Annotated in this window: 24 protein-coding genes; 10 read left to right on the plus strand and 14 right to left on the minus strand. The window is 61.2% G+C overall.

The window, feature by feature from the left end:
- Position 1 precedes the first annotated feature (1 nt).
- The 4 genes from Q1A51_RS16730 to Q1A51_RS16745 form a co-directional block, all read right to left on the minus strand.
- Complete coding sequence (locus Q1A51_RS16730) at positions 2–763, minus strand: Stf0 family sulfotransferase (RefSeq protein WP_299600893.1); 762 nt, start codon at positions 761–763, stop codon at positions 2–4.
- 89 nt (positions 764–852) lie between these two features.
- Positions 853–2,445, minus strand: a complete 1,593-nt coding sequence (serA, locus tag Q1A51_RS16735; RefSeq protein WP_299600895.1) for a phosphoglycerate dehydrogenase — start codon at positions 2,443–2,445, stop codon at positions 853–855.
- Between the two features lie 89 nt (positions 2,446–2,534).
- Positions 2,535–3,017, minus strand: coding sequence for a hypothetical protein (locus Q1A51_RS16740; protein ID WP_299600898.1), 483 nt, complete (start codon positions 3,015–3,017; stop codon positions 2,535–2,537).
- Positions 3,017–4,171, minus strand: a complete 1,155-nt coding sequence (locus tag Q1A51_RS16745; protein ID WP_299600901.1) for a phosphoserine transaminase — start codon at positions 4,169–4,171, stop codon at positions 3,017–3,019. Before Q1A51_RS16745 ends, Q1A51_RS16740 begins: the two co-directional genes overlap by 1 nt.
- Before the next feature lie 160 nt (positions 4,172–4,331).
- Between Q1A51_RS16745 and serB the strand changes: the two genes are divergently transcribed.
- Positions 4,332–5,210: a phosphoserine phosphatase SerB gene (gene serB / locus Q1A51_RS16750; RefSeq protein ID WP_299600904.1), complete on the plus strand. Its 879-nt coding sequence runs from the start codon at positions 4,332–4,334 to the stop codon at positions 5,208–5,210.
- A 112-nt stretch (positions 5,211–5,322) separates the two neighbouring features.
- Positions 5,323–5,637: a YciI family protein gene (locus Q1A51_RS16755; protein ID WP_299600907.1), complete on the plus strand. Its 315-nt coding sequence runs from the start codon at positions 5,323–5,325 to the stop codon at positions 5,635–5,637.
- Positions 5,638–5,656: 19 nt separating this feature from the next.
- Here the strand turns inward: Q1A51_RS16755 and Q1A51_RS16760 are convergent, their stop codons facing one another.
- Complete coding sequence (locus Q1A51_RS16760) at positions 5,657–6,649, minus strand: asparaginase (RefSeq protein ID WP_299600910.1); 993 nt, start codon at positions 6,647–6,649, stop codon at positions 5,657–5,659.
- A 175-nt stretch (positions 6,650–6,824) separates the two neighbouring features.
- Here Q1A51_RS16760 and Q1A51_RS16765 point away from each other — a divergent pair, with 175 nt between their 5' ends.
- The 4 genes from Q1A51_RS16765 to Q1A51_RS16780 all read left to right on the plus strand — a co-directional run bounded on the left by Q1A51_RS16765 (position 6,825) and on the right by Q1A51_RS16780 (position 9,853).
- Positions 6,825–7,355, plus strand: a complete 531-nt coding sequence (locus tag Q1A51_RS16765) for an invasion associated locus B family protein (RefSeq protein ID WP_299203500.1) — start codon at positions 6,825–6,827, stop codon at positions 7,353–7,355.
- Positions 7,356–7,492: 137 nt separating this feature from the next.
- Complete coding sequence (locus tag Q1A51_RS16770; RefSeq protein ID WP_299600915.1) at positions 7,493–8,062, plus strand: carboxymuconolactone decarboxylase family protein; 570 nt, start codon at positions 7,493–7,495, stop codon at positions 8,060–8,062.
- 160 nt (positions 8,063–8,222) lie between these two features.
- Positions 8,223–9,401, plus strand: a complete 1,179-nt coding sequence (gene rlmN / locus Q1A51_RS16775; protein WP_299600917.1) for a 23S rRNA (adenine(2503)-C(2))-methyltransferase RlmN — start codon at positions 8,223–8,225, stop codon at positions 9,399–9,401.
- Positions 9,402–9,640: 239 nt separating this feature from the next.
- Positions 9,641–9,853, plus strand: a complete 213-nt coding sequence (locus tag Q1A51_RS16780) for a hypothetical protein (protein WP_299600920.1) — start codon at positions 9,641–9,643, stop codon at positions 9,851–9,853.
- 54 nt (positions 9,854–9,907) lie between these two features.
- Here Q1A51_RS16780 and Q1A51_RS16785 read toward each other — a convergent pair whose 3' ends face one another.
- Positions 9,908–10,750 (minus strand): TIGR00730 family Rossman fold protein, encoded by an 843-nt coding sequence (locus tag Q1A51_RS16785; RefSeq protein ID WP_299600923.1) that lies wholly within the window; start codon positions 10,748–10,750, stop codon positions 9,908–9,910.
- 119 nt (positions 10,751–10,869) lie between these two features.
- On the opposite strand from Q1A51_RS16785, the gene dapD reads away from it, so the two are divergent.
- Both dapD and Q1A51_RS16795 read left to right on the plus strand, forming a co-directional pair.
- A complete protein-coding gene (dapD, locus tag Q1A51_RS16790) occupies positions 10,870–11,697 on the plus strand; it encodes a 2,3,4,5-tetrahydropyridine-2,6-dicarboxylate N-succinyltransferase (RefSeq protein ID WP_299600926.1) in 828 nt (275 codons plus the stop codon).
- Positions 11,690–12,031, plus strand: a complete 342-nt coding sequence (locus tag Q1A51_RS16795; protein ID WP_299600929.1) for a hypothetical protein — start codon at positions 11,690–11,692, stop codon at positions 12,029–12,031. Before dapD ends, Q1A51_RS16795 begins: the two co-directional genes overlap by 8 nt.
- Here the strand turns inward: Q1A51_RS16795 and Q1A51_RS16800 are convergent.
- Positions 12,028–12,654, minus strand: a complete 627-nt coding sequence (locus tag Q1A51_RS16800; RefSeq protein ID WP_299600932.1) for a class I SAM-dependent methyltransferase — start codon at positions 12,652–12,654, stop codon at positions 12,028–12,030. The genes Q1A51_RS16795 and Q1A51_RS16800 overlap by 4 nt on opposite strands.
- Before the next feature lie 75 nt (positions 12,655–12,729).
- On the opposite strand from Q1A51_RS16800, the gene Q1A51_RS16805 reads away from it, so the two are divergent.
- Complete coding sequence (locus Q1A51_RS16805; protein ID WP_299600935.1) at positions 12,730–13,584, plus strand: SDR family oxidoreductase; 855 nt, start codon at positions 12,730–12,732, stop codon at positions 13,582–13,584.
- Positions 13,581–14,174: an exopolysaccharide biosynthesis protein gene (locus tag Q1A51_RS16810; RefSeq protein ID WP_299600938.1), complete on the plus strand. Its 594-nt coding sequence runs from the start codon at positions 13,581–13,583 to the stop codon at positions 14,172–14,174. The genes Q1A51_RS16805 and Q1A51_RS16810 overlap by 4 nt, the downstream gene beginning before the upstream one ends.
- On the opposite strand, the gene Q1A51_RS16815 is transcribed toward Q1A51_RS16810, so the two are convergent.
- From Q1A51_RS16815 to Q1A51_RS16845, 7 genes are read right to left on the minus strand one after another with little or no spacing between them, the layout of a single operon-like run.
- On the minus strand, positions 14,159–14,818 hold the full coding sequence (locus Q1A51_RS16815; RefSeq protein ID WP_299600941.1) for a hypothetical protein: 660 nt from the start codon (positions 14,816–14,818) through the stop codon (positions 14,159–14,161). The genes Q1A51_RS16810 and Q1A51_RS16815 overlap by 16 nt on opposite strands.
- A 60-nt stretch (positions 14,819–14,878) precedes the next feature.
- Positions 14,879–16,807 (minus strand): 1-deoxy-D-xylulose-5-phosphate synthase, encoded by a 1,929-nt coding sequence (gene dxs, locus Q1A51_RS16820; protein ID WP_299600944.1) that lies wholly within the window; start codon positions 16,805–16,807, stop codon positions 14,879–14,881.
- Between the two features lie 7 nt (positions 16,808–16,814).
- Complete coding sequence (locus Q1A51_RS16825; RefSeq protein ID WP_299600946.1) at positions 16,815–17,681, minus strand: polyprenyl synthetase family protein; 867 nt, start codon at positions 17,679–17,681, stop codon at positions 16,815–16,817.
- 3 nt (positions 17,682–17,684) lie between these two features.
- Positions 17,685–17,927: an exodeoxyribonuclease VII small subunit gene (locus tag Q1A51_RS16830; protein WP_299600948.1), complete on the minus strand. Its 243-nt coding sequence runs from the start codon at positions 17,925–17,927 to the stop codon at positions 17,685–17,687.
- Positions 17,924–18,862, minus strand: a complete 939-nt coding sequence (locus tag Q1A51_RS16835; RefSeq protein WP_299600951.1) for a histone deacetylase family protein — start codon at positions 18,860–18,862, stop codon at positions 17,924–17,926. Before Q1A51_RS16835 ends, Q1A51_RS16830 begins: the two co-directional genes overlap by 4 nt.
- Before the next feature lie 54 nt (positions 18,863–18,916).
- The gene (locus Q1A51_RS16840; RefSeq protein WP_299203544.1) at positions 18,917–19,618 is read right to left on the minus strand and encodes a response regulator; all 702 of its coding nucleotides are present in this window, start codon (positions 19,616–19,618) and stop codon (positions 18,917–18,919) included.
- Positions 19,615–20,127, minus strand: a complete 513-nt coding sequence (locus tag Q1A51_RS16845; RefSeq protein ID WP_299203547.1) for a MarR family transcriptional regulator — start codon at positions 20,125–20,127, stop codon at positions 19,615–19,617. Before Q1A51_RS16845 ends, Q1A51_RS16840 begins: the two co-directional genes overlap by 4 nt.
- Positions 20,128–20,190 lie beyond the last annotated feature (63 nt).

Here is a 20,190-nt window from a genome sequence, read left to right on the forward strand (position 1 = left end):
CTCAGGCGTTCGTTTCAGATTTGAAGCGGGTGATCCAGTCTGCGCTGATGTCGTCGGAGAGTTTGGCCACGGCGGGTTGAACCGGCGCGCCCTGTGGCAGGTTCAGGTCTTTGAGAATCTGTTCCAGCGTCCCCGAGGGATCTGCGGAGAGGGTGTCATAGTCGAGCCGCAATGGTGCGATGCCTTGCGCCTTGAACCAATCCTCCCACGCTGTGTCATAGTTTGTGACAGTCTCTAATTCCTGCGCGATGGCAGGGTGATCGTATTGTGGTGTTTGCGGGGGTGCGGTGCGTTCCAGTTCCGACCCATCGGCGTTGCGGTGCCAGAGCCCGCTTTGACTGGCCCTCACCAGCGATACGGCCTGTGCCACCTTGTCTTTGCGGTGCAGGTGAATGTAGCGAGTCGGGCCAAATTGGGTTTCGACTGCGGCCTTGTCTGTTGTTGCGTCCGGGTGTGCGTCGCGCACTTGATCAAAGAAGAACGGCGCGCTGTGGCGTTGGAGGCGGAGGCCGAAGATGTCCGTATCGCCACGCCCCTGCGCGATGGCTTCGGCAAAGATGTCCGGGCGCGGTGTGTCCGGCGCAAGGCCGAGGCCTGCGCGCCATTTGTCCAGGTCGGGTTGGTGGAAGTAGGATTTTGGATGGCCCGCAACGCCGCTGTCGCGCAGCAGGGCGCACAGGAGTGTGCTGCCACTGCGGGGGCTTGTGCACAAGATATAGGCGCTGGGTGTCGGCACGGGCGGCTCCAATCGTGGATCGCCCATGCCTTTAGTTCAGTTCGGTGACAATCGTAAGGCGGAGGTGTCCTCCGCCCTGCGCGTCAGGCCCGGGTCAGGCCCGGGTCAGGCCCAGGTCAAGCCACGTCGAAGGCCAGCGGTTTGACCTGCGTGAACATGCCTGTCCCCTCGAGTGTTTTCAGCACGTCCGTGGGGATCGGATCGTCGACATAGAGCAGCGCGATGGCTTCGCCCGCGATGGCTGCACGGCCAAGGGTAAAGTTCGCGATGTTCACGCCGTTCTTGCCCATCGTGTTGCCCAGAAGGCCGATGATGCCCGGCACGTCCTCGTTCGTGGTGTAGAGCATGTTGGCCCCGATCTCGGCATCGATGTTGATGCCCTTGATCTGGATGAAGCGCGGTTTGCCATCCGAGAACACGGTGCCCGCGACGGAGCGTTCGCGCTTGTCGGTGACGACGGTGATCTTGATGTACCCTTCGAAGGCACCGGACTGGTCCTGGTTCGTGGTGCTGATCTGGATACCACGTTCCTTGGCGACCACAGGGGCCGAGACCATGTTCACGTCCGGGTTGGCGCGCTTCATGATGCCCGCGATCACGCCGCAGTTCAGCGCGTCGAGGTTCATTTCGGACACGACACCATCATAGAGGATGTTGATCGCCTTGATCGGCTCGTCCGTCATCTGGCCGGTGAAGCTGCCCAAGTGACCGGCGAGCTTGACCCATGGGCCCATGACTTTCGCCTCTTCCGCTGTGACCGATGGCATGTTGAGTGCGTTTTCGACCGCCCCAGTGAGCAAGTAGTTCGCCATCTGCTCTGCCACCTGCAGGGCTACGTTTTCCTGCGCTTCGGTTGTCGCGGCGCCGAGGTGGGGCGTGACGACGACGTTGGGTAGGTTGAAGAGCGCGTTTTCCTTGGCGGGTTCTTCGGCAAAGACGTCAAAGGCCGCACCGGCCACGTGGCCGGATTTGAGCGCTTCGGCGAGGGCCGCTTCGTCTACGAGGCCGCCGCGCGCGCAGTTGATGATACGGACACCAGGTTTCATCATGGCGATGCGTTCTGCGGTGATCATGTTGGCCGTCTGCTCGGTCTTGGGCACGTGCAGCGTGATGAAGTCGGCGCGCTTGATCAGGTCCTCAAGCTCGACCTTTTCAACGCCCATCTTGTCGGCTTTCTCTTCCCCCAGGAAGGGGTCATAGGCGAGGACCTTCATTTTCAGCCCACGGGCACGGTCGCAGACGATGCCACCGATGTTGCCCGCGCCGATCACGCCAAGGGTCTTGCCTGTCAATTCGGTGCCCATGAACTTGGACTTTTCCCATTTGCCCGCGTGGGTGGAGGAGCTGGCTTCGGGAATTTGCCGTGCGACGGCGAACATCATCGCGATGGCGTGTTCGGCCGTCGTGATCATGTTGCCGAAGGGCGTGTTCATGACGATCACGCCCTTTTTGGAGGCCGCGTCCTTGTCGATGTTGTCGGTGCCGATGCCTGCACGGCCGATGACCTTGAGGTTGGTCGCGTTCTTCAGGATCGTCGGTGTCACCTTGGTCGCCGACCGGATGGCGAGGCCGTCATACTGGCCGATCACTTCGGCCAGCTTGTCTTTGTCCTTGCCGAGATCGGGTTCGAAATCGACCTCGATCCCGCGGTCGCGGAAGATTTGGACAGCGGCGTCTGACAGCTTGTCGGAGATGAGTACTTTGGGCATGTGAGGCTCCAGGTTTTTTGCGGACGTTGCCGCGTATTGGGGATGTGTGTCGGCCCTTTGCGGGCCGATTTATCATTGCGGTTCAGCGATCACCGGACCCAGCGGTCCATGTTGGGAAAGCAGCGTTTGCCGGTTGCGTCGGGTGCATTCGGGTCAGTTGTCAGCCGAAGCCAGCCCAGCAGGGGTACGCCGGGTCCGTTGCCTTGCTCGAACGCCTCAAGCAGGTTGCCGGATCCACCCTGGTACCCGTCACCGTGAAACACGGTTTCAGGTGGCAGGCCGAGGTGACGCACAGCGGCAAAGGACCAGGCCATGGCCGCCATTTCCTCGGCCTTGGTCGGCTTGAAGGTCGGCTGGTTGCGCCGCTCTTCGTCCGCGACAGCGATATGGCCTGCTTCGTGCAGGATGTCGCCGGGATAGGTGAGGCGTGCTGCGTCAATGCACAGCGCCCCGTCGCGGATGTCGAGGCCAGGCAGGAACGTGGTGTCGGGCAGTTCTGTTGCCCGCACCGGGATTCCAATGCCTTCGACAAAGGCCAGCATCTGCTGGATCAATGGATCGTCAAAAGCCATCAGGCTGCGTCCGAAAGACCACTGATTTCTGCGTCGAACGCGTATGCCAGCCAAGGCAGCATCGCTTCGATATCGCCGGTTTCAACGGTTCCGCCGCACCAGATGCGCAGGCCCGGAGGGGCGTCGCGGTAGGCGCCGATGTCTAGGGCCACGTTTTCATCCGCGAGCCGCTTGGCGACGGCCTTGGCGAACGCAGCACCGTCGGTGATCCGGTCGTCGGTGAACTTGAGGCAGACTGAAGTGGTCGAGCGTGTGGCAGGATCAACGGCGAGGTTGTCGATCCAGTCGTGTGCGTCGCAGAAGTCAAAAACCGCTTGGGCGTTGGCGTCTGCGCGGGCGATCAGCCCCTGCAGGCTACCCACTTCGCGCGCCCATTTCAGGGAGAACAGGTAATCCTCGACCGCGAGCATCGACGGTGTGTTGATGGTTTCGCCAACAAAAATCCCTTCGATCAGCTTGCCACCTTTGGTCAGGCGGAAGATTTTCGGCAGTGGCCATGCGGGCGTGTAGCTTTCCAGCCGGGCCACGGCGCGGGGGCTGAGGATCAGCATGCCGTGGGCTGCTTCGCCACCCAGCACCTTTTGCCAAGAGAACGTTGTGACATCGAGCTTGTCCCAAGGCAGGTCCATTGCGAAGGCAGCGGAGGTTGCGTCGCAGAGCGTCAGACCTGCGCGGTCCGCCGGGATCGCGTCGCCATTTGCCATCCGTACGCCCGAGGTCGTGCCGTTCCAGGTGAAGCAGACATCGTGGTCGTAATTCAGGGCGGCCATATCCACGATCTGCCCATAGTCGGCAGTGTGAACGGTGTGTTCGATTTTCAACTGCTTGGCCACGTCCGTGACCCAGCCCGCGCCGAAGCTTTCCCAAGCAACCATCTCGGCGTGCCGTTCGCCCAAGAGCGACCACATCGCCATTTCATAGGCGCCCGTGTCGGAGGCGGGTACGATGCCGATCTTGTAGTCAGCGGGGACGCCGAGGATCTCGCGTGTCTCTTCGATCGCTTGCTTCAGCTTCGCCTTGCCTTCGGCAGCACGGTGCGAGCGGCCAAGAGGCGCGTCGGCCAGAGCGGTCAAGGTATGTGTGGGGGGTTTGGCGCAAGGGCCAGAGGAAAAACGCGGATTTGCCGGCCGCGTGGCCGGAGCAGTGGTAGCCATTGATGTTATCCTTACAGATATTCGCCCTTCGTTGGGGAAGGGTGTCCCACCGCCGCATTTACGGGTGCAGGCGGGGTGGTGCAACCGGGAATGCGGGGCTATAGCGCCGCTTGAACATTTATTTGCGACATCCGCGTCGCGTATCGGAAACGGACCCCCCATGTTTGTTTGCACCCTGTTAACGGATCCCGCCAACCCTGCGCTGGACCCAGCTTTGATCGACAATCTGCGCAATGCGTGGGGCGGTGGCGACGTTCAATGGCTGGCCGTGGATGAGGCGGCGGCCTTTTCCCTGCCATCCATCCCGGACAATCGGTGGGATGTCTGGGCGGATGTGCAGAAGATGGGTGTTGATCTGGTGATCCTGCCGATGGAGGGCCGCCGCAAGAGGATGCTGCTGGCCGACATGGACAGCACCATGATCCAGCAGGAGTGCATCGACGAGCTGGCGGATGTGGCCGGGGTTGGCGACCGGGTGAAGGAAATTACGGCCCGCGCCATGAATGGCGAGTTGAACTTTGAAGCCGCGATCCGGGAGCGGGTGGGGTTGCTGAAGGATTTGCCTGAAGACGTGATTGGTCAGGTTCTGGAGGAGCGCATCACCCTGATGCCCGGTGGCCCGACTTTGTTGGCGACCATGAAGGCGCATGGGGCTTATGCCGCACTGGTGTCGGGTGGGTTTACCGCCTTTACCGCGGCTGTTGCGGCCAAGTTGGGGTTCGATGAGAACCGGGCGAATACGTTGCTGGCCGCAGGCGGCGTGCTGACTGGTGAGGTTGGTGTGCCGATCCTGGGGCAGCAGGCCAAGGTGGATGCGTTGGAAGAGATTACCGGACGCCTCGGTCTGTCCGAAGACGACGTGCTGGCCGTCGGTGATGGGGCCAATGACCTCAAGATGTTGGGGCGTGCTGGATTGGGTGTGGCCTTGCACGCAAAACCTGCTGTGGCGGCACAATGTGATGTGCGGGTGAACTTCGGCGATCTGACGGCGCTGTTATACCTTCAGGGCTATGCGCGGTCTGAATTTGTAAGCGTTTGAAAGGGGCTCTGCCCCTCGGCCTTGCGGCCTCACCCCGTGGTATTTGCAGTCAGAAGAAACGGTATGCCACGAATCGTGGTATTCTGGACCCAGCCAACAGGGAGGGACCGGGATGCCGGATTTCATTTTTGCCTATCATGGAGGGACGATTCCCGAGACCGAGGAAGAGGGCCAGAAGGCCATGGCGGCTTGGGGTAAGTGGTTCGAGGGTATGGGCGCGGCCGTTGTGAACGGTGGCAATCCGGTGGGGCAGTCGATGACTGTCAGCGCGTCGGGGGTTGCCGGGGATGGCGGGGCCAATCCCATTTCCGGTTACACCATTGTGCGGGCTGACACGCCTGAAGCTGCTTGCGAGATGGCGAAGGGGTGCCCGATTGTCGCTAACGGATCTGGCTCGATCGAGGTCGCGCCGATTGTTGAGATGTAAGGCGGAGGTGTCCTCCGCCCTAGAGTAGGGTGGGTGCGGCGCGCATGTGGCCGGTTTCCAAGCCGTCCCAGTTGCGTATGGGTGCGCTGGTGTAAGCGAGTGCCTCGGGGTGGTTCGGATCCAGTGTGCCGAGCCGGACTAGGATTTGCGCGATGGCGCATTCGGCGGCGCGGGTTGCACCATCTGCGATCTTGAGCGCGACGCCCATTTTTTGCTCTGGCAGAATCGCGACGAAAAACCCTTCGGCCCCGGTCTTGATTGCCACTTTGCCATTCATGGCGCGCATCAGGCGGGTGCAGGCGTGTCCCTCGCCCGCGACGAGGTCCGGGTGGGCACCCATGGCTTGGCGCAACTGCCCTTCGGCGCTGTCCGCGTCGGCGCTGGCGAAATGAGCCATGGCGCGGGCCATGCCGTGCAGTGTGCAGGCGAAGTTGGGGGCCGAGCAACCGTCGATGCCGAAGCCGGGGGAGGTTTCGCCTGTGGTGCGTTCGAACGCCTCAAGGCACGCCTTTTGCACCGCGTGGTCGGGGTCAACATAGTCGGCGCCTGCGCCCAAGTGTTTGGCGAGCGTGAGGAAACCCGTGTGTTTGCCGGAGCAGTTGTTGTGGATGCGGCAGGGTTTTTCACCTGCACGGATCATGGCGTTGCGCTCTGCGTTATCGCGCGATTCCTGCGGGCCGCATTTGAAATCGTCATCTGCACATCCGATGGCGGACAGCCACGCGCCGACCTTGTTCGTATGTATCGGGGCACCTTGATGTGAGGCACAGGCAAGGGCCAGGTGTTCGGGCGTCAGGCTGTGCGCCGCAGCCGCGCCACTTTCCAGAAGGGGCAGGGCCTGGACCATTTTTGCGGATGAGCGGGGCAGCACGACCGTTTCGGGCACACCCCATGCCTCAACGATCTGGCCGCTGTCGTCACAGACCACCGCGTGGCCCTGATGCGCGCTTTCGAGGAAGGCTCCGCGCCAGATTTCGGCCAGTGTGACCGCCCCATGGGCAGGATGCGTCATCTTTCCCTCACTTCTTGGCGATTTCCTGCCAATTAATCTTTCCTGCGTCGCGCGTTTCGCGCTAATGTGCCACTTGTCGAGAAGAAACGCCGCCCTTGCAAGAGAATGCGCTGAAAACGGCGCGCCCGGGGACGGTGCAGGTATTGAGGTTTCGGACAGCTTGGAGGCTGTGGTTATGGCATTTAGGAAGACAGTTATCGGTTTGGTCGGCGCACTCTCGCTTATTGCGGGAACGGCCGTTGCCCAGGATCAGAGCACGAACCGCGTTGCGGCGAAAACCGATTGGAGCGTTTTTGTCGAGGATAACCCGACAGAATGCTGGGGTGTGGCAACGCCCAAGGAAGTGATCAACACCCGCGAAGGCCGCGTTGTGGCGGCCACGCGTGGGCAGATCCTGCTGATGGTGTTCTATCGTCCGAGCGCGGAGGCCAAGGGCCAGTTGGCTTTTACCGGCGGGTATCCGTTCCGGTCCGGATCGACCGTGAACGTGAATATCAGTGGCAACGAGTTTGAACTGTTCACCGAAGGTGAATGGGCTTGGCCTGCAACGGCTGCGGATGATTCCAAGATTGTCACCGCGATGAAGCGTGGCGCCGAGGCGGTCGTCACCGGGATTTCCAGCCGCGGCACCACAACCAAGGATACGTTTTCGTTACTGGGCTTCACGGCTGCGGTTGAGGATGCCGAGGCGCGCTGCGGCGGCTGATTTCCCGCGCAATTGCAATTCACAAGACCGAGAGGGGCTGTGCAGTGATGCACGGCCCCTTTGGCTATCTCCGCAGTTTGGAACTGTACGGTACCTTACTATCTCCCACTGCGTCCTAACGCAAAAAGGAGATCACCATGGTCACAACAACGGTTCACACGCTTGAGACGGCCCCCGACGCCTCGAAGCCCTTGCTGGAAAACTCGATCAAGGCCTTTGGCCGTCTGCCCAGCCTGCATGGCGTGATGGCGGAAAGCCCCGGTCTGCTGGAAGGATATCAGCACCTGCACCGCCTTGCGATCAACGGCACCGCCTTTACCCCCGAAGAGCGGACCGTGGTTTGGATGACTGTGAATGTCGCCAACGCCTGTCACTATTGCGTGCCCGCGCATACCGGCATCGCAAAGATGGAGAAGATCAACGAGGATGTCGTGAACGCTCTGCGGGACGAAACACCATTGCCCGCCAAGCTGGAAGCGCTGCGCACCTTTACGCTGGCCATCCGTGACACCCATGGTCGACCGGGTGCGGATGCCATCGCGGCGTTCGAAGCTGCCGGGTATGGCGAGCGCGCGATCCTCGACACCGTTCTGATCTATGCGCAGAAGGTGATGTCCAACTTTACCAATGCGCTGTTTGAGACACCGACCGATGCGGCCTTTGCCCCGTTTGCGTGGGAACCGAAAAAAACGGTTGCGGCTGAGTGAGATGTCGGTCTGGGGGCCAGCCCCCAGACCCCCGAGGTATTTCAAGCCAGAAGAAAGAGCAGTGGTTTGGGCCGCTGCTCTTTTTTCATTTGGGCGAATCCTTTTGATTGCCCCTGCTTTTCCTATATAGGGGCGCATCACCCCAATTATGGATAGAGCCATGGCTGACGCGCCGATCACGCAGGATGTTTTGACGATCCCCCGGAAACTGCCGGAGGGACCTGTGAACCTTGTTGGTCTGACCCGTCCGCAATTGCGGGATGTGTTGATCGCTCATGGCACGCCGGAAAAGCAGGCCAAGATGCGCGTTGGGCAGATCTGGCAATGGATCTATCAATGGGGCGTGCGTGATTTTGATGCGATGACGAACCTGTCCAAGGTGTATCGCGCCGCGTTGGCAGAGAAGTTTGTTATCGAGATCCCCGAGGTTGTGTCGAAGCAGGTGAGCGTTGACGGCACGCGCAAGTGGTTGGTCCGTATTGCCGGTGGGCATGAGGTCGAGGTCGTCTACATTCCTGAGGAAGATCGCGGGACGTTGTGTGTGAGCTCGCAAGTGGGTTGCACGTTGACCTGTTCGTTCTGCCATACCGGCACGCAAAAGCTGGTGCGCAACCTGACATCGGCGGAGATCGTGGGCCAGGTGATGATGGCGCGCGATGATCTGGATGAGTGGCCGGTGCCCGGCGCGCCGAAAGATGAGACGCGGCTGTTGTCGAACATCGTGCTGATGGGCATGGGCGAGCCGCTGTATAACTTTGAGAACGTGCGCGACGCGATGAAGATTGCGATGGACGAAGAAGGCATTCAGTTGTCCCGTCGTCGGATCACGTTGAGTACGTCAGGCGTCGTGCCGGAGATTGAGCGCACTGCGAACGAGATTGGCTGCCAGCTTGCCGTGTCTTTCCATGCCACCACCGATGATGTGCGGAACAAGCTTGTCCCGATCAACAAGCGGTGGAATATCGAGGCGCTGCTTGAGGCCTTGAAAGCCTATCCGCGCGGGCGCAATTCAGAACGGATCACCTTTGAATACGTGATGCTGGATGGTGTGAACGATACGGACGCAGATGCACATCGGCTGGTGAAGTTGCTGGAGGGTATTCCGGCCAAGGTGAACCTGATCCCGTTCAACGAATGGCCCGGCGCGCCCTACAAGCGGTCGTCGAACAATCGCATTCGCGCCTTTGCCAACATTATTTACAACGCGGGCTACGCAAGCCCGATCCGCACCCCGCGGGGCGAGGATATTCTGGCGGCCTGTGGTCAGTTGAAGTCGGCGACCGAACGCGCACGCAAGAGCCGCAAGGAAATTGCGGCGGAGGCCGGATTGAACGGTTAGTTCGGCCACTCGGCAGGTGCTCCATTCCATTTCGTCGGGTCCAGACGACTGGGTTTGTTTCCAAAGTGGCACCTTTCGACCTGCGTTGGCCCGCCAAGTTTCCGGAAAACATGGCGTTCTTGACAACGCATGCGTGTAACTGTTCGCGAAATGGTCACAATCTTTTCCTGTTTGCGCGCCAATGGCGCCATGGTGCGTTGGCATGACAGGCTCAGGGAAAAGGGAATGGAGTGACTGTTATGTCGATGATTTTTGCACAAGACCGCTTTCAAGAAGCGCAGGTTTTGGACCTTGTAAGCCGCGAGCGCAGCCAGGCGCTGTCGCGTCGTGAGTGGATGCACCGGCTGGCCGGGTATGGCTATTGCATTCGTGAAACCGAGGCCGGTGACGTTGTGGAAACGCTGCCGCATCGTGTGGCTGTCTGCAAACTGCCCACCGAACTCGCAGCCTGAACGCAAGATACTATTATGTTGGTCGCGTTTCGCGCGGCCAGGACCGGGCTGTTGTTACCGACCGGGGACTTCACCGCGCTTGGTGGTCGGCCCCCAGTTGTCGATTACGTCAATCGCTTCCTCTGCGCTGTCCACGAAGCGAAACAAGTCCAGATCGTCGGCCGAGATCGTGCCGGCGTCTGACAGCGCATCCCAATTGATGATTTTCTCCCAGAATGCCTTGCCGAACAGCAGGAAAGGGATGCGTTCCATCCGGCCTGTTTGGATTAGAGTGAGGGATTCAAAAAGCTCATCCAATGTGCCGAACCCGCCGGGAAAGACGCAGATCGCGCGTGCCCGCATCAGGAAGTGCATCTTGCGGATGGCGAAGTAGTGGAAGTTGAAGCTCAGATCCGGTGTCACGTAGTGATTGGGCGCCTGTTCAAAGGGCAGCACGATGTTGAGCCCGATGGAGTGCCCGCCTGCGTCGACCGCCCCGCGGTTGCCCGCCTCCATCACGCCGGGGCCGCCGCCTGTGACGATGACGTTTTCCCGGCCGCCGCTTTCAATCGACTTTTCTGTCATTAGCCGGGAAAAGCTGCGCGCCTCGTCATAGAAAGACGACAGGTCGGCCAGTGTCTGGGTGCGTGCGTCGTCCTTGTTCACCGGGTCGGGGATGCGCGCGCCGCCGAACAGGACGATGGTCGACTCGATTCCCTGTTCATTCATCATCATCTCGGGCTTGAGCAGTTCAAGCTGCAGCCGGACGGGGCGCAGTTCGTCCCGACACAGGAATTCCGGATCTGCGAAGGCCAGTGGATACGCGGGCGACCGGGTCTGTGGCGTGTCGGGCGCACCCTCGGCCGCTTTGCGGTCTGTGTACGCGTCACGGAATGGGCTGCGGTGATCGTCTTTCATTCTGTCTGCTCCTGTCAGCTTGGACTAGGCGTAGCGTGCCATGCGGGCATTGCCCAGATATGATTGCATGGGGCCACGGATTGTTGTCTAAGCGCCGCGATCAATCAGGGGAGATTCCGATGTCCAACGCCCAGCTGGAAACCGCTATCGAAGCCGCGTGGGACGCCCGCGACACCATCACGCCCGCCACCAGGGGCGAGACGCGCGAGGCGATCGAAGACACGCTGAATGCGCTGGACAGCGGTAGCCTGCGTGTCGCTGAGAAGCAGGACAGCGGCGACTGGCATGTGAACCAGTGGGCCAAGAAGGCTGTGTTGCTGGGCTTCCGCATCAAGGACATGGAACAGCAGGATGGCGGCCCGCAAGGTGGCGGCTGGTGGGACAAGGTTGACAGCAAGTTCAAAGGCTGGGGCGACAACCAGTGGAAGACGGCTGGTTTCCGGGCCGTGCCGAATTGCGTTGTACGCAAGTCCGCCTTTATCGCGCCGGGTGTGGTGCTGATGCCGTCCTTTGTGAACCTGGGCGCTTACGTGGACGAAGGCACCATGGTCGATACGTGGGCCACCGTTGGGTCCTGCGCGCAGATCGGCAAGAACGTGCACCTGTCGGGTGGCGTGGGCATCGGCGGCGTGTTGGAGCCAATGCAGGCCGGGCCGACCATCATTGAAGACAACTGCTTTATCGGTGCCCGTTCGGAAGTGGTGGAGGGCTGTATTGTGCGCGAGGGCTCGGTTCTGGGCATGGGCGTGTTCATCGGCCAGTCGACCAAGATCGTGGACCGCGAAAGTGGTGAGATCATGTATGGCGAAGTGCCTTCGGGTTCTGTTGTCGTGGCTGGGTCGATGCCGTCGAAGAACGGGATCAACCTGTACTGTGCTGTCATCGTGAAGCGCGTGGACGAGCGGACACGCTCCAAAACGTCGATCAACGAGCTGTTGCGTGACTGATAAGCCCAACAAGCCCAAAAAGCCGCAACAGGTCTTTACCCTACTGGTGCAGATCGGGCGCAAGGACGGTGATGGTCTGCCTGATGGTGCGACCGGCGCCGCGCTGATGTGTTTTGCCAGCGGTGTGGACGAGGCTGAGGCCGTGCGGGAGACTGTTGCGCTGCTCAAGCAGGCCGATACCGCACCCCTGGATGTGACCGGCTATGGCACGCTGGATGAGCGATTGGCCGAAGGGCATGAGATCGACGGTGAAGAACGGGCGTTGATGCAGCGCGCGCTGGACGAGAATGCCGTTATCGTCGCGCAGGTCACCCCGTTTTTCGACAAGGACTAGGCGCGGCGGAAGGCGACCAGAAGTGCCGTGTCCTGTGCATGGTCGCCTGTTGCGCCCGCGCCGTAGATGGGAACCTCGGTTAGGCTGAGGTCTTCGATACCAGGCTCTAACGCGGTCAGTTTTGCGTCGAACCCGGACGCCGTGAAGTGCTGTGCGTTCACTGACAGAACGATCCAGCCGCGCGGACGCACCGCTGCGATGACCGCGTCGATCCCTTCCGGTCCTACATGCCCGTTAGTGAAGGTGCCCGAGCTGATGGCTCCCTGATACGGACCGTCAGGTGTGTCCAAGCCCTCAAGTATGTTTTCAACGCGCGTTGTGCGGTAGATGTCCTTGGCCGCTGCCATCTGCAGCATGTCGGCTGAGATATCGGTCCCGTCTATTGGTTCAGTCCCACGCGCGGCCAGCGCTGCGCCGCACAGGCCCGTGCCTGCGCCTACGTCCAAAACCGGCCCGAACCCACCGGTGTTCACGAAGTGCCGCGCCACCTGTTCATGCAGAATGTAGTCACTGTTTCGGGCAAAATCGCTGTCATAGGTGTCTGCCCACGCGGAATAGAGCTGCACCGAGTCCTCGGGCGTTTCGAGCGCATAGGCGCTGTCGAGGGAAGGATCATCTGCCATCTGGTGATTAGGCGGGCCTGCGACATGCTTTGCAAGGGGCTTGTGTGCAGCCCGCGTGCGCGCCACCTATGGGGCATGACGAAGACTTTGCTTTCTTTTGGCCACGGCTATTCCGCCAAGGCACTGACAGAACTGCTGATCCCGCAGGGTTGGCGGGTGATCGGGACCACCCGAAGCGCCGACAAGGCGGCGGCTTTGACCGCGACGGGGGTGGAGCCGCTGATCTTTCCCGATGATGATGTGAGTGATGCGATCAGGTCCGCGACGCATCTGCTGATTTCGGCGGGGCCGGATGCCGAGGGTGATCCGGTCTTGCGCGCGGTTGGGGACCAGATACGCGCCCGTGCGGATCAGTTCGAGTGGGTGGGCTATTTGTCGACCACTGGTGTCTACGGTGATCATGGCGGGGAATGGGTGGACGAAGACACGCCGCTAAGCCCCTCCACCCGTCGTGGACAGTGGCGCAAGGATGCGGAGGCGGCGTGGCAGGCGATACCTGGATTGCCGGTGCACATCTTTCGTCTGGCTGGCATTTATGGCCCGGGGCGCGGCCCCTTTGCCAAGGTGCGGGCGGGCACGGCGCGGCGCATCATCAAGCCGAACCAGGTCTTTTCGCGCACCCATGTGGAGGACATTGCCGAAATCGTTGCTGCATCCATTGCAAGGCCTGCACCGGGCACGGCCTATAATGTCTGTGATGATGATCCAGCCCCGCCACAGGATGTCATTGAATATGCGGCGCAGTTGTTGGGGCTGCCGACCCCGCCAGCCGAGGATTTTGAAACGGCCGAGATGACGCCGATGGCCCGCAGCTTTTATGCTGAGAGCAAGCGGGTGCGGAATGATCGCATCAAGGACGAGCTGGGCGTGAAACTGTTGTACCCGACATACAAGGTTGGTTTGACGGCCTTGTTGAAGCAATCGGAATGACCGGCGACGATCCCCGCACGCTGACGCATCTTCTGGATGCGGTCGATGAGGCTGGCGGCGGAGAGGTCGTTTCGGTTCAGGATATCCTGGATGCGATTGGCGAACAGTCGATCATGCCCATTGTGTTGATCGTGTCGATCCTGTTGGTGTCACCCCTGTCCGGGATACCGGGCATGCCCACCTTGTCTTCGCTGATCTTGCTGACCCTGATTTTACAGGCGGCCGTGGGTCGTAAACAGCTTTGGTTGCCGCCCTTCTTGCGGAACCGGCGCGTGCGGGCCGAACGGTTGCACATTGCGACGGGATGGTTGCGCCGTCCTGCGGCCTGGATCGACCGTCACTCGCATCCGCGTCTGCGCATCCTGACGCGTCATCCGCTGCGGCTTGTGACCCTGATGCTGTGCATGGCCATGCCGCTACAGTGGCCGTTCCTTGAGTTCTTTCCCTTTGTCACGTCCTTTGGTGCGGGCGCGTTGGCGCTGATGGCCTTTGGCTTGCTGACGCATGACGGGATGTACGTGCTGGCCGGGCACATTGCGGTGGCCGCACAGGTGTTGGCTGTTTTATGGCTGGCTCAGGCGGCGGCCTGAGGGCGCCTGACCCGGTAGAGCACCGCGCCGACAACCCCGAAGACGACCAGCAGGCCCAGGGCAATCGCTGCATTCGCGCCATAGAATGTGGACCGTTCTGCCCATTCCATTGAGTTGAGGAAAGGGTAGGGCAGCCCGCTGGTGACGGTGCCTGTCGGCTTGTCGTTGAACCGCTGCACGAACAGTTCCGACCACGCGACATATGCTGCGATGATGACCACCATCGGCAGTGCTGCCCGCCAGACTTTGCGGAACACCGCCCCGATGAACAGCGCGTCGATGATCTGGAGCAGGGGACCCAAGGCGTGCAGGTAGTATTCAAGCCACCAGATGATCGGATTGCCGCCATTCACCAGAGAGGGATCGGCAAGGTAGAGACGCCAATAGAGAAACACGACCATGACATTCAGCGCGGCGGCGCACATCGCCGTCACCTCGTGCTTGCGGGTGATCCTGTGTTCGCTGAGCGCCAGCATCCGGCTGGCGGCGTAGAACGACAAGAACAGCGCCCAGATGGTCAGGTAGCGAAAGGGTCCGCCCGCGCCGCCCCATGATCCGAGGATCAGTTGGTGCAGGCAGTAGCCCGCCGCCAGAAGAAAAACGACCCAGCGATAGAGCAGGACGGGGTGGCTGTGGATGTTCATGCGTCACCTACACGTTTGGTGACACATAGCTTGGCCGAAGCCCCTTGTTTCACGCAAGCCTTAGGCGCGTGCTTCGCCGATTGACGTTACGCCAAGTACGTTCAGCACCTTTGCTTCGATCTGTTCGGCGTTCATGCCTGCGACGGCGTACATGTCTGCGGGGCCGGCCTGATCGATGAAGATGTCGGGCAGGACCATGGAGCGGTACTTGAGCCCGGTGTCGAACACGCCCTCCTCGGCCAGAAGTTGGGCCACATGGCTGCCGAAGCCGCCCACTGCGCCCTCTTCGATAGTGATCAGGGCCTCGTGATTGGCGGCAAGCTCAAGGATCAGATCACGGTCAAGCGGCTTGGCAAAGCGGGCATCGGCGATGGTGGGGGTGATCCCCTTTGCCGTCAGGTTTTCCGCGGCCTTTTGCACCTCTTCCAGCCGGGTTCCGAAGGACAAAAGCGCGACGCCCTTGCCCGCTTGGATCATGCGGCCCTTGCCGATCTCAAGCGGCTCACCGCGTTCCGGCATGTCGACCCCGGTGCCTTCGCCCCGTGGGAAACGGAAGGCGATGGGGCCATCGTCATGGGCGGCAGCGGTGGCGACCATATGGGCCAGTTCCGCCTCGTCTGCCGCTGCCATGACGGTGAAGCCCGGCAGGTTGGACAGGTAGGCGACGTCAAACGCACCGGCATGGGTCGCTCCATCCGCGCCCACGAGGCCTGCGCGATCTATGGCAAAGCGCACGGGCAGGCGTTGGATTGCCACGTCGTGCACCACCTGGTCGTAGCCGCGTTGCAGGAAGGTCGAGTAGATCGCGCAGAAGGGTTTCATCCCGCCAGCGGCGAGGGCGGCCGAGAAGGTCACGCCATGTTGCTCGGCGATGCCGACGTCAAAGCAGCGGCTGGGGTAGCGTTCGGCAAAGAGGTTGAGACCGGTGCCGTCCGGCATCGCGGCGGTCACGGCGCAAATCTTGTCATCCGTTTCGGCCTGCTTGATCAGGTGTTCAGCGAACACTTTGGTGTAGCTGGGCGCGTTGCTGGGCGCCTTTTTCTGTTCGCCGGTGATCACGTCGAACTTGGCCGTAGCATGCCCCTTGTCGCGGGCGGTTTCGGCGGGGGCGTATCCTTTGCCCTTCTTGGTCAGCACGTGGATCAGGATGGGGCCGGTGGCCCGTTCCTTGACCGTGCGCAGAACGGGCAGCAGCTGGTCCATGTCGTGCCCATCGATGGGGCCAAGGTAGCTGAACCCCAGTTCTTCGAACAATGTGCCACCGACGGCCATACCCTTGAGCATGTCCTTGGCCCGCTTGGCCCCTTCGCGGAAGGGTTCTGGTAGCAGGCTTACGGCACCTTTGGCGGCGGCCTTGAGGTCCTGGAACGGGTTTTGGGCGTATAGCCGCGACAGGTAGGACGACATTGCACCGACGGGCGGGGCGATGGACATTTCGTTGTCGTTCAGGATCACGAACAGGCGTTTGCCCAAGTGGCCGGCGTTGTTCAGCGCTTCATAGGCCATGCCCGCGCTCATCGATCCGTCGCCGATAACTGCAATCGCATCGCCGGACCCTTCGGGCGGTTGTCCGCCCAGATCGCGCGCGACGGCAAAACCCAATGCGGCGCTGATCGAGGTCGACGAGTGGGCGGCCCCAAACGGGTCATAGGGCGACTCGCTGCGCTTGGTGAAGCCGCTGAGGCCATCCTTCATCCGCAGGGTGCGGATGCGGTCGCGGCGTTCGGTCAGGATTTTATGGGGGTAGCATTGGTGGCCCACATCCCACACCAGCTTGTCGCGCGGTGTGTCGAACACGGCGTGCAGGGCCACGGTCAATTCGACCACGCCAAGCCCTGCGCCAAGGTGCCCACCTGTCACGGACACGGCAGACACCGTTTCGGCGCGCACTTCGTCAGCGACTTGCCGGAGTTGCGCGTCTGAAAAGCGTTTCAGGTCCGCGGGGCGGTGCACGGTGTCGAGAAGCGGGGTGTTGGGGCGGTCTGACATTGGCTCTCTAGCTGTTGCGCGTCACGACAAAGCGGGCAGCGTCCCGCAATGTATCAGCGTCCGCGTTATATACATGTAAGGCGTCACAGGCTTCGGTCACGAGTTGGTCAGCGCGGCGTTTCGCCTCGTCCAGTCCGAGCAGGGATACGAAGGTGGCTTTGCCCGCATCGGCATCCTTGCCCGTGGCCTTGCCCATCGTATCTGCATCGCTGGTGACATCGAGCACATCGTCGGCAATCTGGAAGGCGAGGCCGAGCGAGCGGGCGTAGGTCTGGAGCGGTGTAAGGTCCGCTTGGGCCATGCGTGCACCTACGGTGGCGGACCATTCGATCAGCGCACCGGTTTTGCCGCGTTGCAGGGCGGTGATCTGATCAAGGGTCAAGGGCGTGTCAGCGGTTTCGGCCGCGATGTCTAGGGCTTGGCCCAGGACCATACCCTGCGCGCCTGACGCCTTGGCGAGGGATTGAGCAAGATCGGCGCGGACATCACCGGGGCCAACCTCGTGGCGTGTCGCCAGTTCAAAGGCCAATGTCTGTAGCGCGTCGCCTGCAAGCACGGCTGTGGCCTCGTCCCATTTGACGTGAACCGTGGGTTCGCCCCGGCGCAGGTCATCGTCGTCCATGCAGGGCAGATCGTCGTGAACGAGGGAATAGGCGTGCAGCGCTTCGATGGCGCACGCGGGCCAAATTGCCTTGTTAGGGTCTATTTCATGCAGCCGTGCGCTTTCCAGCACCATGAATCCGCGCAGCCGCTTTCCACCGTTGGTGGCGTGGGCCATGGCATCGACCACAGGCACGCGGTCGAGATCGCCAAGAACGGCGTTGAACCGCGCCTGAATGGCGGTCGCGGCATCCGTCAGCCGTTGGCGGAACATGGATTACAGATCGCTCGCAGGTTTCAGCCCGGTTGGGTTGCCGTCACCGTCCAACGTGATGGCAGCCACCTTCTCTTCGGCCTCTTTCAGCTTGGTTTCGCACCGGGCCTTCAATGCCGCGCCGCGTTCATAGAGCTTGATCGAATCGTCCAGCGCCACATCACCCCGTTCAAGCTGGCCCAGCACCTGTTCCAGTTCGGCCATCGCTTCTTCGAAGCTCATTTCGTCAACGGGGCGGTCAGTCATTGGGCGGCCTTTATCAGCGATTGGACATGGGCGCGGGCGCAAGCGGCCAACGCGTCCAGATCATAACCCCCTTCGAGAACCGACACCACCCGGCCTTTGCATAGGGCTTGTGCAGTTTCTGTCAGCATGTCGGTGAGGCGGGTGTAGGTGTCTGCCGTCCAGTTGAGTTGGGCCAGCGGGTCGTCCTGATGCGCATCGAACCCGGCGGAGATCAGGATGAGCTCTGGTCGATGCTTGATCAGCGCGGGGATGACCTGCCGTTTGTATTCCGCGATGGCGTGGTTGCCGTCTGTGTGCGGGGCAAGCGGGATGTTCAGGACGGTGCCGTGTGGGCCGCGATCTGATGCTGCTCCGGTGCCGGGCCAGAGCGGCATTTGTTGTGAGGTGATGACCAGCGCGCGGGGATCGTCCTGCAATAGAGCCTGTGTGCCGTTACCGTGATGCACATCAAAATCGACAACGGCCACACGGTCGAGGCCATGTATTTCCAGTGCGTGTTTGGCCGCGATGGCGACATTGCCGAAGATGCAAAACCCCATCGGTAGAGATTGTTCCGCGTGGTGCCCGGGCGGGCGCATGGCGACAAAGGCGTTCTGGACTTCATCGTCCAGCACCATGTCGACGGCTTTGACCGCGCCCCCGGCCGCGCGCCAGATGGCGTTTTCGGAGGTGGGGGAGAGGAAGGTTTCGGCATCGGTTTCCCGGTCGAGACCAGCAAAGCCATCGGTGGGGACCTTTGACCGCACGAAGTCGATGTAGTCCTGCGGGTGGCAGAGCGCGATGGACGCATCGTCGGCAACGGGTGGATCGACTCGGATCAGGTCGAGGTCGGTAAGAGCGCGCTGTATGTAATCCAGTCGTGCCACTTGTTCGGGCATTCCGGTGGGCGTGACGTGCAGGAGACCGTCCGCATGTGTCAGGAGGGCTGTTGCCATTGGAGTGCGTCCCGTTGGGTTGTTGAGTAAGGCGGATTAAAATCCGCCTTACGGTCAATCCGGTGCGAGCATGTAGCCTGCGCCGCGCACGGTTTGCAGGTAGCGGGGTTGTTTCGGGTTGCTTTCGATCTTGCGCCGCAGACGTGTGATCTGAACATCAACGGCACGCTCCTGCGCCTGCCCACGGTCGCGGCCAAGGTCTTCGACCAGCTTGGCGCGGCTGATGGCTTCGCCCGGCTTGGCGGAAAAGAGCTTCATCAGCTGCATTTCGGTTGCCGTGAGGCGCACGAGGTCTTCGCCCTGCCACATCTCGCCCCGCTCCATGTCGTAGCGGATGGGACCGAGGGTCAGAATTTTCGGGGCCGCCTCTTCCGGTGCCACATCGGGCACACGGCGCAGGATGGCGTTGATGCGCAGTAAAAGCTCTTTGGGTTCGAACGGTTTGGGAAGGTAGTCGTCGGCGCCGGCCTCCAACCCTTCGATCCGGTTTTCGGTTTCACCTTTGGCAGTGAGTAGCAAGATAGGCGTCGCGTGTGTCTCGCGTAAGCTGCGACAGAGGCTCAGCCCATCCTCGCCCGGCATCATGACATCAAGCACGATCATGTCGAAATCGAGCCCCGATAGCACCCGTCGTGCATGGGCGGCATCACGTGCGGCCGTCACCAGAAATCCGTTCCGCATCAGGAACTTCTGCAGCAGGCTACGGATGCGTTCGTCGTCATCGACGATTAACAGGTGGGTGTCGAATTCAGTCATGCACCGCTCTCCTTCAGTCTTTGATAGGTTCGATGCATTTCCGTGTCCATCATTGCCTCGAGCACGGTGCGAAAGCCCGCCACTGCCTCCGGTCCTGCATCGCGGAAAGCGGCTCGCATCCGTGCGCGCTGCGCATCTGACAGCCGCCCTTCAAGCGCGCGACCGTCTTCAGTCAGGTGTAGGTGTCGTTCCCGTTTGTCAGTTTTCCCGACCCGGCTTTCGACAAGCCCGTCTTCGATTAGTGTGCGCAATACGCGGTTCAGGGATTGTTTTGTTACGCCAAGAATGTTGAGCAGGTTGTTGACCGTCGTGCCGGGCGCGCGGTTGATGAAGTGGATCGCGCGGTGATGTGCCCGGCCGTAAGCCATATCTGACAGGATGCGATCCGGGTCGGCGGTGAACCCGCGATAGGCAAAGAACATCGCCTCGATCCCCTGACGCAATTGTTCATCCGTCAGGAAAAGCAGGTTCTCTCCACCCGCAGTAGCAGTTCCGCGTCCGTCGGCCATGCCCGTCCCCATCTCTGGTCGTCTTTTGAGGCAGTTTAAGTCAGCCTTGTTGACATTCCAAGG

Origin of the sequence: uncultured Tateyamaria sp., from assembly GCF_947496075.1 — a bacterium.
Lineage (GTDB): Bacteria > Pseudomonadota > Alphaproteobacteria > Rhodobacterales > Rhodobacteraceae > Tateyamaria.